We start from the raw sequence: 13821 nt of genomic DNA, 5'->3' as shown, positions 1-13821 counted from the left end.
ATCTACAGACTGTTAAGATTTGCTGATAATCGGCTTTACAAAATCCTTATTCACTTCGTAAATAAAATCTAAAACCTCTTCTTTACCCGTATATTTTTCGGCAGAGGTTACTATGGTTGTAGGAATTTCTTCAAAAAAATCACTAAGCTTTTTCTTAAAAGCAGCAACGTTTTTGAGCGATTCGTTCATGCCTTGTTTATCAGCTTTGGTAAAAAGTAGCGCAAAAGGAATCTGGATTTCTCCAAGCCAATAACAAAATTCTATATCAATTTGTTGTGGCGTTAAACGGCTATCTATTAAAACAAAAACGCATTGTAAACTTTCTCTTTTGGTAATGTAAGCACGAATAAATTTTTCCCATTTTTCTCTGCTTGTTTTAGAAACTTTTGCATAGCCATAACCAGGTAAATCTACAATATACCACGATTCATTAATTAAAAAGTGGTTTATTAACTGCGTTTTTCCAGGCCTCTGAGATGTTTTGGCCAAGCCATGATGGTTAACCAACATATTTATTAACGAAGATTTGCCAACGTTAGAGCGACCAATAAATGCGTATTCGGGCATGGTTGGTGCTGGTAAAGCCGAAATCTGGGTGTTGCTGCAAACAAATGTTGCCGTTTTGATAATCATAATGCAAAGGTAGGTTTTTGAGTCGGAAGTCCGAAGACCGAAGTCAATAGTGTATAAGTACATTTATATATCTACATGAAAATTACATCAAACTTAGATTTTTACTTTAGGGTGAGGATTTGCAACAAACTCATCGGACCGCTAACTAAACACTCCCGACTTTTTCTTTATCTTTGCTTCATATCATGAATCAGAACATCACCCCATATAAAATTGACGATGCAACCAAAAAGGAGCAGGTTGCGACAATGTTTAATAACATTTCTGGCACTTACGATTTTTTAAATCATTTTCTCTCTTTAGGGATTGATGTTTTATGGCGTAAAAAGGCAATTAAAGAATTGGTTTCGCTTCATCCACGAATCATGCTCGATGTTGCAACAGGAACTGGAGATTTCGCTTTTGAGGCGATTAAGAAATTGCATCCCGAAAAAGTTGTTGGGGTAGATATTTCTGAAGGTATGCTAGATGTTGCCAAGAAGAAAATTAAAGATCGTAGTTTAACTGAAACATTTTCTGTTCAATTGGGCGATTCGGAAGGATTAAATTTTGCAAACGATACTTTTGATGCCATAACTGTAGCTTATGGTGTTCGTAATTTCGAGCATTTAGAGCAAGGTTTAAGTGATATGTTTAGGGTTTTGAAACCAGGTGGTAAACTGGTCGTTTTAGAATTTTCGAAGCCAAGAGTTTTTCCGGTTAAGCAACTGTATAATTTCTACTTTAAACAGATTACTCCATTTTTTGGAAAGTTGTTTTCTAAAGATGCAAGAGCATATTCGTATTTACCAGAATCTGTTGCTGCTTTTCCTGATGGACACGATTTTACAACACTAATGGAAAAAGTTGGATTCAAAAGTACCAAACAAAAAACTTTAACGTTTGGAATAAGTTCGATATACACCGGTTCTAAATGATAAAAAAGTTAAGCATCATCTTCTCCTTAATTGCCCTAACAACAACTGCTTTCTCTCAAAACTGGGGTGGCGGTGTAGATGATGAAGACTTTCACTTTGGTTTCAGCTTTCAATACATTTCTACTGAATACAAAATTTTAAAAAATGCAAATTGGCGTCGCGTTGCTTATGAAACTGCTGATGGAAACAGCATTACTTACATAAATGATGGTGGAAGACAAATAACACAACAATTAAATGCAATTTCTAGCCCACCCTCGGCTGGTTTCGGTTTGGGTTTTGTTGTAAATAGAAGAATATCCGAAAACTTTGATATCCGTGCTACGCCATCATTGATTTTTAGTGATAGAATTATTCGCTACGAATACGCAGCAGCTCCAGAACCCACTCCAGATGTGGGAACATCAATTACGCCACCAACTTATCAAACCTCAATTGATAAAAAAGTTCAGGCTACTATGTTCGAAATACCATTGGGTTTAAAAATAAAGTCCAATAGATTAAACAATTTCAGGGCGTATTGGCTTGGTGGTGCAAAGTATTCGATGGATATAGCATCCAAAAAGAAAACTTTTGATGAAGGGGAAACCCCAATTAATAAGTTGCTGAAAAACAAACGGAATTACCTCTCTTATGAAACAGGAATTGGTTTTGACCTATATTTTGAATATTTTAAAATGTCGCCCGAGATAAAAATCTCTTACTCTATGAGCGATATTTTACAGCATGACAATACCGTTTTTGCAAATCCAATAGATAAAACTAAGTTGCGTCATTTTACATTCAGCTTGTTTTTTGAGTAATCAATTTCATCCTCTTTATTTCTCATCCCTAATTTATTTATTTATAAGGGATTTTTATGTCAAAAATTTTATTTATTGTTCTATTTGTTTTGATTAGCAATTTAACTTCATTTTCTCAAAATTGGGGTGGTGGTACAGATGAAACTAATCTTTCTGGTGGCTACATTTTACAAGTTATTACTTCAGAATATAAGATATTAAAAAGAGATAATTGGAAGGATCCATTTTTTGACATATTAAACAATAACACTCAAGTAACATCAAATTTAAAATCAATATCATCTATACCGACCACTGGCTTTGGGATAGGAGGATTAGTAAACAAACGCTTGACGGATAATTTTGATTTAAGATTGAGCCCGACATTTATACTTAGTGATAGGATTTTGAGATATGAATATGACAAAACATTAAATGATAATATTGCAAATATTATCGAAAAAAAAGTTCAAGCTAGTATGTTTGAATTTCCTTTGGGGATAAAAATAAAATCTAACAGGTTAAACAATTTTAGAGCATATTGGCTTGGTGGAGCAAAGTATTCAATAGATTTAGCATCAAAGAAGAAAAACTTCGATGAAGGGGAATTGCCCATTAATAAATTTTTGAAGAATAAAAGGAGTTATTTGTCTTATGAATCTGCCATAGGGTTTGATTTTTATTTTGAATACTTCAAGGCATCAACAGAAATTAAATATTCATCTACAATAAATAATATTTTAATACGCGAAAATAATCCGTTTTCTACTCCAATTGATAAATTGAAGTTGCGACATCTCACAGTAAGTTTAATTCTTCAATAGTATAAAAAATCCAAAAAAACTTACCTTTGTTGCCATTATCGATACGTATAAAACGTGTCTGGAAAAAGATTTATCAAAATGGCTAAAATTGCTTTAATTACAGGTGCAACTTCTGGTATTGGTGAGGCTTGTGCACATATCTTTGCTCAAAATGGTTACAACTTAGTTTTGGTAGCCCGAAGAACGGAACGGTTGGCAAAAATTTCACATCATTTAGAAGATAAATACGCCATTACAATTAAACAGGTAATTGCTGATGTTCGGGAGAAGGAAAGTTTAAGTGAGGTATTAGAAGCACTTTCATCTGACTGGAAAAATGTAGATGTTTTGATAAACAATGCAGGTTTAAGTCAGGGATTAGACCCAATTGATAAAGGCAATACAGATGATTGGGATACCATGATTGATACAAATGTTAAAGGTTTGCTGTATGTTACCAAAATTGTATCCAATTGGATGATTTCAAATAAAGCAGGTCACATTATTAATATCGGGTCGATTGCTGGTCAGGAAGTTTACCCTAACGGGAACGTATATTGTGCTACCAAACACGCCGTTGATGCATTGAGTAAATCCATGCGTATAGACCTTTTGCAACACAATATAAAAGTAACTGCAATTAACCCGGGTATGGTAGAAACAGAATTTTCTGTTGTGCGTTTTAAAGGCGATGCTGAACGGGCTAAAAATGTATATGCCGGTTTAGAACCATTAATTGCTGATGATATTGCCGATGCAATTTGGTATGTGGTTAGCAGACCGAGCCATGTTAACATTAATGATATGTTGATAATGCCAACTGCTCAAGCAACAGCAACACTTATAAATAGAAATTAGTTGTATAGATATTAGTTGGTTGGTTTTTTAGGTAAATAGCTTAACAAACAACCAACAAACCAAACAGCGAAAAAACCAACAAACCAAACAACCATGATACAAATAGATCAGGAAATTAAAAAAGCCATGTTGGCAAAAAACAATGCACAATTGCGGGGATTGAGAGCTATCAAGGCTGCTATTCTTTTAGCTAAAACAGAAAAAGGTGCAACAGAAGAAATTGATGAAGAAACAGAATTAAAAATTCTTCAAAAACTAATTAAACAACGTCGCGAATCGGCTGATATTTACAAACAGCAAAACCGTGAAGATTTATACAAAGTTGAAGAAGAGGAGATTGAAGTTATTAATAAGTTTTTACCACAACAACTTGGCAGAGCAGAAGTTGAAGAAATCGTTAGCGATGTAATCAAACAAACTGGCGCAACATCAGTTAAGGATATGGGAAAGGTTATGGGCATGGCAAATAAAGCACTTGCAGGTAAAGCTGATGGTAAATTAATTGCTGAAATAGTTAAAGAGAAATTGGCATAGGATTGGGAATAAGGATTAAGGAGCAAAGATAAAAGAACAAAGACTAGGGAGCAAAGATGAAGGACTTAGGAATAATAGCAGCGCTGAAACACTAATTTTTCATCCAACTTTCAACATTCTTAATGCCTTAATGTTCAACATTAACCTAAGTAAATACATGATTAAATAGCTTTATCAACTTAAATAGATACATAAAAAAATGACTTATAAACCGTGGAGGATTAACAATCATTACCCGAATCCGACATCATTTTTCTGTTTTTATTTATAAAAATGGCATTTAAATACCAAAAATTAATTTTACTCTACTAACTTAGTAGCAATATACCATTTACAATTTATGAAATACCAGGTAATAGAAGAAGACGGATTTAAATACATCGAAACCGGGCAGGGCGAAACACTGGTACTATTACACGGCTTAATGGGCGAATTGAGTAATTGGGAACTCGTTATAGAGCAGTTTAAAGATCGTTATCGTGTTGTCGTACCAATTTTGCCAATATATGATTTACCTATATTAACTTTGGGTGTAAAAGCTTTATCGCGTTACGTTCATCGATTTTTAAAATATAAAAATTATGGTCAGGTAGTGCTTATCGGTAATTCTTTAGGCGGCCATGTTGGTTTAGTTTTTACTGTGGCTCACCAGGAATTTGTTAAAGCTTTAGTGCTTACAGGTAGTTCAGGTTTGTACGAAAATGCTTTTGGAGGTTCTTTTCCTCGTAGAGAAAGTTACGATTATATTAAAGAAAAAGTAGAATTTACCTTTTACGATCCTGCAACAGCAACGCCCGAACTTGTTGATGAGGTTTTTAAAACCGTTAACGATAGATCAAGAGTAATAAGAATATTAACCATGGCGAAATCGGCAATCCGACATAACATGGCTAAAGAAGTATCAAAAATCACGATCCCGGTTTCTTTAATTTGGGGTAAAAACGATAAAGTAACTCCACCAGAAGTTGCCGAAGAATTTCATCAGTTATTACCAAACTCAGAATTAAACTGGGTTGATAAATGTGGGCATGCACCAATGATGGAGCATCCACAAATATTTAATGTTTACTTAGAAAAATTTTTAGATAGGATACTATTAAAATAATGTTTGCCGAAGAAATCATATCAAACGCAATACCGCCAATAAAAACGGACGACACGGTGCAAAAAGCTTTAGATCGTATGAACGAATTTAAGCTAAAGCACATGCCTGTGGTAAATGATGCCCAGTTTTTAGGTTTACTTGCAGAAGATGATTTATTAGAAATTCGCGATCATGAGGTTTTAATAAAAGATGTATCGGCTAATTTGCTTAACGCTTTTGTTTTTAACAATGCACATACTTATGATGTTGTAAAGTTACTAAGCACCTTAAAGCTAACTGCTGTTCCGGTTTTGGATCAACAAAAAAATTATGCTGGTTTAATTTCCATCAATAATATAATCGATAGTGTAGCAGAATTGTATGCCGTTAGTGAGCCGGGAGGAATTATTGTCTTGGAAATCAGCAACCGCGATAATTCATTGGCGCATATTGCGCAAATCGTTGAAGCAGATAACGCTCAAATTCTTTCATCGTATGTAAATTCTTTTGAAGATTCTACCCGCTTAGAACTTACGCTGAAGGTAAATAAAACTGAAATTACTTCGCTTGTAGCTTCTTTCGAACGCTACGATTATCAGGTTAAAGAAGTTTATAACAACACCCAGGTTGATGATGGTTCTCAGGAGCGATTCGACTCTTTCATGAACTATCTAAACGTTTAATTTTATTATGAGAATTGCAATTTATGGTAGAGACTTTAACGATTCGGTTTTACCTTACGTTCAGGAAGTTTTTGATCATCTAAAAAATCATGGCATACAGCCAGTCTTGCATCATAAATTTAAAAATTCTTTGCATGGTAAAATAAAAATACCGGCACACACCATCATTTTTCATAACCACGAAGAATTAAAGCAAACTGCAGATGTTTTGTTAAGCTTAGGTGGCGATGGAACATTATTAGATACGCTATCTTTAATCAGAAATTCGGGCATTCCGGTAATTGGTATAAACTTTGGCCGATTGGGATTTTTGGCCAGCATTAATAAGGGCGAAATAGAATCTGCTTTAAAAGCCTTAATTCATGGTGATTATACTTTGGACGAACGTTCACTTCTAAGATTAGAATCTGATAACAATTTATTTGGTGAAGAGAATTTTGCATTAAACGATATTACCATTCATCGTCGTGATAATTCTGCAATGATGATCATCCACGCATCCATGAATGGAGAGTTTATCAATTCTTATTGGGCTGATGGATTAATCATTGCAACGCCGACTGGTTCAACAGCGTATTCTTTAAGTTGCGGCGGACCAATCATCTACCCAGATTCTGAAAGTGTTGTAATTACACCAATCGCACCGCACAACCTGAATGTTCGTCCGGTTATTATTCCCGATGATAATATTTTATCCTTCGAAGTAGAAGCAAGAGAATCAAAATTTTTGGTATCATGCGATAGTAGAACCGTTACCGTAGAACGTTCGGTAAAAATCAGCATCAAAAAAGCCGATTTTTGCGTAAATCTTATTCGTCTTAACAATGAAACTTATTTAAACACGTTAAGGAATAAATTATTATGGGGCATAGATACCCGTAACTACTAAGTATGGCGCTAAACAAACAAACATTAATCATCCTCCTTTTCTTATCAATTGCTCAACTCGGTAAAGCACAGTCTTTTCCAGCAACTTGGGAGATTGGCGTTGCGGCAGGCGGAGCAGGTTATATTGGCGATTTAAATCAAAATAATCCATTACAAATCAGCGGATTTAACGGTGGTGTTTTTGTAAAAAGAAATTTCACTTCTCATATCGGTGTTCGGTTAAATTATACCTATGGGCAAATTCAGGCAAATGATGCCAACTCCAGTAATCAGCAATTTGTAGATCGCAATATAAATTTTAAAACTGCTTTAAATGAAGGTAGCGCATTATTAGATTTTAACTTTTTTGATTATCAAATTAATGGAGGCAACCGAAGATTTACACCTTATTTATTTGCGGGTGTTGGTTTCGTAAATTTTAAACCAACCGCTAAATATAATGGAACAGCATACAGATTGGATAGGCTTGCAACGGAAGAGCGAGACAATCCATATCCAACTACAGTTTTAACGATACCTTACGGTGGTGGTTTACGCTATAATTATAAAGATACTTGGAGTATATTTACTGAAATAGGCTACAGAACAGCACTTACAGATTATATTGATGATGTTAGTGGCGTCTATCCAGTCAACCCGGACAATTATGTAATTGTTGGCAATCCGCCAAATCAAATCAATTTAACTGATCCATCGGTACGTAATATTGGCATCGCAGGAACCCAAAGAGGCGATTTTAGAAAAAGAGATACTTATCTATTTGTTAGTGTTGGCATATCTTTTACCTTTGTATCCTCAAAATGCTATTCGTTTTAAGCTGATTTTGACATAATTAATGGGATTTAAAGAACAAATAGACTATAGCCGCCTGCCAAAGCACATTGCCGTTATCATGGATGGGAATGGCCGTTGGGCAAAAGGCCAGGGTAAGATGCGTGTTTTCGGGCATGAACATGGTGTACTTTCTGTGAAAGATATTGTGGAGGGATGTGTAGAAGTTGGTATAGAATACCTTACGCTATATGCTTTTTCAACTGAAAACTGGAGTCGCCCGAAAGAAGAAGTGGATGCTTTAATGCAAATCCTTATTTCTACCATCAACAAAGAAACTGAAACACTAAATAAAAATAATGTTAAGTTAAATGCCATTGGCAATATAGAATCGCTACCGCAAGAATGTATTAACGATTTGAAAGAGGCGATGGATAAAACCGCCCATAACCAGAAATGTACCTTAACACTTGCTTTAAGTTATAGTTCGAAATGGGAAATTGTTAATGCTGCAAAAAAAATCGCTGTTGCAGTAAAAAACAATACCATTGATATTAATGATATTGATGAAAATCTTTTTTCGTCAGAGCTAACAACAGTGAATATTCCCGATCCGGAGTTGATGATTAGAACCAGTGGAGAGCATAGAATCAGTAATTATTTGCTTTGGCAAATGGCTTATACCGAATTTTACTTCACCGATGTTTTGTGGCCCGATTTCAGAAGAGAAAACCTTTTTGAAGCCATTGTTGATTACCAAAAACGCGAACGCCGCTTTGGCAAAATTAGCGAACAATTAAACTAATTTTTCTTTTAACACTTTTTAACAAGGGTTTAAATTAACTTAGCAGCACTTTTATACGATAAATGTAACCACTTCTTTGGTATGTAAAATAAAGCAAATTTGCTTTGTAAAACATTGTTACCTTCGTGGCCATTACTGAACAAATTATTTTAATGAAAAGAATATTTCAAGTCTTAATCCTATTACTTTTAGCCGCTCCGGCCTTTGCTCAAATTCGTCCACAAGGTCAGGCACCGGCAACACCTTCATTAAAGGTTGGTGGCTTAGACCTCGATTATTTTAGTCCAAAAGAATTTATTATTGGTGGTACAAAAATTACAGGAACAGAATACCTTGATAAAGAGGTATTAATTACCTTATCTAAATTAGCTAAAGGCGATAAAGTTGTTTTACCTGGTGAAGCTACTTCTGATGCAATTAAAACACTCTGGGCACAAGGTTTGTTTGATGATGTTAAATTAAATATCGAAAAATTTGTTTTGGATACGGTTTACTTTGAAATTGAAGTGGTTGAGCGTCCTCGCTTAAGTTCAATCGATTTAAAAGGGGTTCGTAAATCAGAAAAAACAGCTATTCAGGAAAAATTAAATGATAAGACTGGTAAAATCGTAAACGATAACTTATACAATACCACTTCGGCAATTGTAAAAAAGTACTTATTAGATAAAGGATATTTCTTCACTAAAATCAACTACACAACACGTAAAGATCCAAATTCTGAAAACAGCGTAGTTCTAGAAGCCAATATAGATAAGGGTAGTCGTGTTAAAGTTCAACATATAGATTTTACCGGGAACAAAGATTTTAAAGCCGCAAAACTTAGAAAGTATTTAAAAAGCCCCAAGCAATTTGCATGGTGGAGATTTTGGGGTTCAGGTAAATTCAGTAAAGAAAAATACGAAGAGAATAAAGTTAAAATGATTGCCAAATTACACGAAAAAGGCTATCGTGATGCAGAACTTATAAAAGACAGCATTTCTCAATACAACCGTAAAAAAGTAAATATCAAGATGGATATTTATGAAGGAAAAAAATATTACTTCGGTAAAATAACCTGGGCTGGTAACGCGATTTACAACACTGATGTGTTGAACAAAGTTTTGACCATCCAAAAAGGTGATATTTTTAGTGAAGATAAATTAGATAAAAAAATTAACGGTGGTGGCGAAAACGGTGGCGACATCAACAGTTTATATACTGACAACGGATATCTAACTTTCAATATCGATCCGGTTCAAACGAAAATTTACAATGACACGGTTGATGTAGAGATGCGCATTTATGAAGGACCGCAGTACACCAACAATCGTATTACATTAAAAGGTAACACCATTACAAATGATAAAGTTGTTTTGCGTGAGATTCGTACTAAACCAGGACAGAAATTTAACAAAAGCGATTTAATTCGTACTGTGCGTGAAATTGGTGCTTTAGGTAATTTTGATGAACAAAAAACAGTTCCAACACCTCGCCCTAATCCCGCAGATGGAACAGTAGATATTGAATATGCAGTAGAAGAAAAACCGTCAGATCAGATTGAACTATCGGGTGGTTTTGGTGGTGGTCGTATCATTGGTACATTAGGACTAACCTTTAATAACTTTTCTTTAAGAAATCTATTTAACCTTAAAGCGTACAAACCTTTACCAAAAGGTGATGGGCAAAAATTAAGCTTGCGTGGACAAACGAATGGTAAATATTATCAATCATACAGTTTCTCTTTCTCTCAGCCTTGGTTTGGTGGCGAGAAACCGGTTAGCTTTGGTGTTAGTGCATTCACTTCATTACAATCAAGTGGTATTGGTGATGAAAGCAATCCTAACTATTACAAAATCCGTTTGAATGGTGTAACGGTAAGTTTGGGTAGAGTATTAAACTGGCCGGATAATTATTTCCGATTAACCCATTCATTAAGTTTTCAGCAATACATTCTTCAAAATTACCCTGGTTTTAAATTTACGACGGGTACATCCTATAACTTCAACTTATCACAAGAGATTAGTCGCGATTCAAGGGATTCACCAATTTTCCCTCTATCAGGTTCATTCCTTCGTTTTACAATTCAGGCTACGCCACCATATTCATTATTTAATGGCGTTAATTACGCAACGGCATCTGATAAAACAAAATACAGATTTACAGAATACCACAAGTGGAAATTTGATTCGCAATGGTACCAAAGAGTTGCTGGCCAGTTTGTAATTAAAGCACAAGCACAGTTTGGTTTCTTAGGTCAATACACGGCTGCGGTTGGTCAATCAGCTTTCGAAAGGTTTAAACTTGGTGGTGATGGTATGCAAGGATTTGATTTCTTACAAGGTTCTGAATTGATTGCAATGCGTGGTTATGCAAACAATTCTGTTATTCCTGTTGGGGCGAATGTATCTCAAGCACAAACTTCCGGTAGTCCAATCTACACGAAGTATGTTTTAGAGGCCCGTTACCCAGTAATCAAAAGCCAGCAAGCTACAGCGTTTATTTTAGCTTTTGCTGAAGGTGGTAATACTTGGGATAGATTTAGTGACTTTAACCCATTTAACATTCGCCGCTCAGTTGGTGTAGGTGCAAGAATCTTTTTACCGATATTTGGTTTGTTAGGTATTGATTACGGATATGGGTTTGACTCTATTCCAAGTCTACCAGATGCTAATAAAGGACAGTTCCACTTTAGTATCGCACAACAATTAGGTGGATTTTAATTGATTATGATTAAAAAATTATTTAATTATGCAATAAAATCTGATAACCAGAGTTTAAAGAAAGCTTAACTTATTACAACTACACATAAAACACACAAATGAAAATCTGCTTAAACTAAAAACACATTGGTTTAGGCAGACTGAATATCTTAAAGGAAAACAAATGAAAAAATATCTTTTTATTGCATTTTTACTTTGCACAACTTTTGGCGCTTTTGCCCAAAAGTTTGCTTACGTAGATACAGAATACATTCTTAAACAAATGCCCGAGTATAAATCGGCATTGAACCAGTTGGAAGTAGCATCGAAACAATGGCAACAACAAGTTGACCAAAATTTTAGCGAAATCGACAGGATGTACAAAGCATACCAGGCAGACCAGGTTTTGCTAACGGATGATATGCGCAAACGTCGCGAAAATGAAATTATCGAAAAAGAAAAAGCGGCTAAGGAATTTCAAAGGCAAAAATTTGGCCCTGATGGCGATCTTTTTCAAAGCAGAGCAAAACTTATTAAACCCATTCAGGATAAAGTTGCAGATGCAATTAAACAAATAGCAAAATCAAAGTTCCTAGATTTTATTTTTGATAAGAGCAGCGAAGCTACAATGATGATTTATGCAAGCAGCAGTTACGATGTTAGTAATGATGTGATCGTAAAATTAGGATACAAGCCGGGTGCTGTAAAAAATTAGTATATTCGCCCCTCGAAATAAGGAAAAACAATTAAAAAAATAAAAGTTAAATAGAAAATGAGAAAGTTAATTAACGTATTTGTTGTAGCAGCAGGCTTATTGTTTACAGCGAATATGGCAAATGCACAGCAAAAGATTGGTCATGTAAATTCAGAAGATGTATTTGCAAACTTGCCAGAATCTAAAACAGCACAAACTACTTTAGAAAACTTAAGTAAATCTAAGCAAGCTGAAATAGATGTAATGATGAAGGAATATCAAACCAAAGTTACAACTGCACAAGCAAAAGCTAAAACACGTAGTGAAGCCAATAAAGAAACCATTGATAAAGAATTACAAACAGCAGAAACTGAATTGATGGACTTAGAAAAACGCATTAATGATGCAAGAACTAAAGCACAACAAGATTTAGGTACTAAACAAGGTGAATTGTTTCAACCAATTCAAGCTAAAGTAGCAACAGCTATTTCTGCTATATCTAAAGAGAAAGGTTTAGCTTACGTTTTTGATATCGCTAACGGACAAGGTGGTAATAACTTAGTTTTCTGGGAAGGTGGAGATGATATCACTGCAGCAGTTAAAACTAAATTGGGTATTTCTGCAACAGCAGCAAAAGCACCAGCGCCTAAAAAATAAGTTCAATTATTTAAGGAATTAACCTTTAATGATTTTCTTGAAAGCGGATTTAAGTTGAACTTAAATCCGCTTTTTTTTGTTTTTCAATTCGTCATGCTGAATTTATTTCAGCATCTTTAATGCATGCTCTTTTTATTTTAAGTTCATGACAAAAGTGCAGGAAGACGGCTAATCATCGACTTCATAAATTCAATATTTCTACCAAAATGCAACAACAATCACCAATAGGTATTTTTGATTCTGGTTACGGCGGTTTAACCGTGTTTCGCTCTATCGCCGAAAAGTTACCAGCTTACGATTATATTTATTTAGGCGATAATGCCCGTTCGCCCTATGGCGACCATTCTTTTGATACCATTTATCGATACACTTTAGAATGCGTTGAATGGCTTTTTAGCAAAGGTTGTAAACTTGTGATTTTGGCTTGTAATACAGCATCAGCAAAAGCCTTGAGAACCATCCAACAAAAGGATTTGCCTTTAAAATATCCTGATAGGAGGGTTTTGGGTGTTATCAGACCAACGGCAGAGGTGATTGGAAATTTCACTTCAAGCAAACAGGTTGGTGTTATGGGCACAAGAGGAACCATTAATTCAAAATCATACCTTTTAGAGATAAACAAGTTTTTTCCTGATATTGAAGTTCATCAACAAGCTTGCCCAATGTGGGTTCCGATTATCGAGAATAATGAACATTTACAGCCAGGTGCCGATTTCTTTGTGAAAGAATATTGCGAAGCACTATTGGCTCAATCTGCAGAAATAGATTGTGTTTTATTGGCTTGCACACATTATCCATTATTATTACCGAAGCTTAAAACGGTATTGCCAAGTGATATCAATATTTTAACGCAAGGCGAAATTGTTGCAACAAGCCTGGTAGATTACTTACAAAGGCATCCAGAAATTGAGGAGCAATTGGGTAAAAATAATCTTAAATCATTTTACACCAGCGGCGACCCGGAAGCTTTTGATGAACATGCATCAATATTTTTTGGAGAAGCATTGCAATCGAGTAAAATGTAGGTTTCGATA

The 13821-nt window shown here is 34.9% G+C and carries 15 protein-coding genes; 14 read left to right on the top strand and 1 reads right to left on the bottom strand.

Annotation, left to right across the window (positions count from 1 at the left end; all coding sequences use genetic code 11):
* Positions 1–12: 12 nt before the first annotated feature.
* Positions 13–633: a ribosome biogenesis GTP-binding protein YihA/YsxC gene (gene yihA / locus D7004_RS14845; RefSeq protein ID WP_123206628.1), complete on the bottom strand. Its 621-nt coding sequence runs from the start codon at positions 631–633 to the stop codon at positions 13–15.
* Positions 634–818: 185 nt separating this feature from the next.
* Here yihA and ubiE point away from each other — a divergent pair, with 185 nt between their 5' ends.
* The 14 genes from ubiE (at position 819) to murI (ending at position 13812) form a co-directional block, all read left to right on the top strand.
* On the top strand, positions 819–1550 hold the full coding sequence (gene ubiE, locus D7004_RS14840; RefSeq protein WP_208646862.1) for a bifunctional demethylmenaquinone methyltransferase/2-methoxy-6-polyprenyl-1,4-benzoquinol methylase UbiE: 732 nt from the start codon (positions 819–821) through the stop codon (positions 1548–1550).
* Entirely contained in the window at positions 1547–2353 is an 807-nt protein-coding gene (porT, locus tag D7004_RS14835) for a type IX secretion/gliding motility protein PorT/SprT (protein WP_123206627.1), read from the top strand. The genes ubiE and porT (D7004_RS14835) overlap by 4 nt, the downstream gene beginning before the upstream one ends.
* A 56-nt stretch (positions 2354–2409) precedes the next feature.
* Entirely contained in the window at positions 2410–3156 is a 747-nt protein-coding gene (gene porT, locus D7004_RS14830; RefSeq protein WP_123206626.1) for a type IX secretion/gliding motility protein PorT/SprT, read from the top strand.
* A 78-nt stretch (positions 3157–3234) separates the two neighbouring features.
* Positions 3235–3993: an SDR family NAD(P)-dependent oxidoreductase gene (locus D7004_RS14825; RefSeq protein ID WP_123206625.1), complete on the top strand. Its 759-nt coding sequence runs from the start codon at positions 3235–3237 to the stop codon at positions 3991–3993.
* 93 nt (positions 3994–4086) lie between these two features.
* A complete protein-coding gene (locus tag D7004_RS14820; RefSeq protein ID WP_123206624.1) occupies positions 4087–4527 on the top strand; it encodes a GatB/YqeY domain-containing protein in 441 nt (146 codons plus the stop codon).
* 340 nt (positions 4528–4867) lie between these two features.
* Positions 4868–5632 (top strand): alpha/beta fold hydrolase, encoded by a 765-nt coding sequence (locus D7004_RS14815; RefSeq protein WP_123206623.1) that lies wholly within the window; start codon positions 4868–4870, stop codon positions 5630–5632.
* The gene (locus D7004_RS14810) at positions 5632–6294 is read left to right on the top strand and encodes a CBS domain-containing protein (protein WP_123206622.1); all 663 of its coding nucleotides are present in this window, start codon (positions 5632–5634) and stop codon (positions 6292–6294) included. Before D7004_RS14815 ends, D7004_RS14810 begins: the two co-directional genes overlap by 1 nt.
* 7 nt (positions 6295–6301) lie before the next feature.
* Positions 6302–7183 (top strand): NAD kinase, encoded by an 882-nt coding sequence (locus D7004_RS14805; protein ID WP_123206621.1) that lies wholly within the window; start codon positions 6302–6304, stop codon positions 7181–7183.
* 2 nt (positions 7184–7185) lie between these two features.
* A complete protein-coding gene (porG, locus tag D7004_RS14800) occupies positions 7186–7998 on the top strand; it encodes a type IX secretion system protein PorG (protein WP_123206620.1) in 813 nt (270 codons plus the stop codon).
* A 19-nt stretch (positions 7999–8017) separates the two neighbouring features.
* On the top strand, positions 8018–8758 hold the full coding sequence (locus tag D7004_RS14795; RefSeq protein ID WP_123206619.1) for an isoprenyl transferase: 741 nt from the start codon (positions 8018–8020) through the stop codon (positions 8756–8758).
* Positions 8759–8910: 152 nt separating this feature from the next.
* Complete coding sequence (bamA, locus tag D7004_RS14790) at positions 8911–11457, top strand: outer membrane protein assembly factor BamA (protein ID WP_123206944.1); 2547 nt, start codon at positions 8911–8913, stop codon at positions 11455–11457.
* 163 nt (positions 11458–11620) lie between these two features.
* A complete protein-coding gene (locus D7004_RS14785) occupies positions 11621–12151 on the top strand; it encodes an OmpH family outer membrane protein (RefSeq protein WP_123206618.1) in 531 nt (176 codons plus the stop codon).
* Between the two features lie 57 nt (positions 12152–12208).
* Positions 12209–12787, top strand: coding sequence for an OmpH family outer membrane protein (locus tag D7004_RS14780; protein WP_123206617.1), 579 nt, complete (start codon positions 12209–12211; stop codon positions 12785–12787).
* A 206-nt stretch (positions 12788–12993) separates the two neighbouring features.
* Positions 12994–13812 (top strand): glutamate racemase, encoded by an 819-nt coding sequence (gene murI / locus D7004_RS14775; protein WP_123206616.1) that lies wholly within the window; start codon positions 12994–12996, stop codon positions 13810–13812.
* Positions 13813–13821: the final 9 nt, after the last annotated feature.

The sequence above is a fragment of the Pedobacter jejuensis genome (genome assembly GCF_003725795.1).
In the GTDB taxonomy this organism is placed as follows: Bacteria; Bacteroidota; Bacteroidia; order Sphingobacteriales; family Sphingobacteriaceae; genus Pedobacter; species Pedobacter jejuensis.
This window is presented reverse-complemented; position numbering and strand designations above follow the sequence as displayed.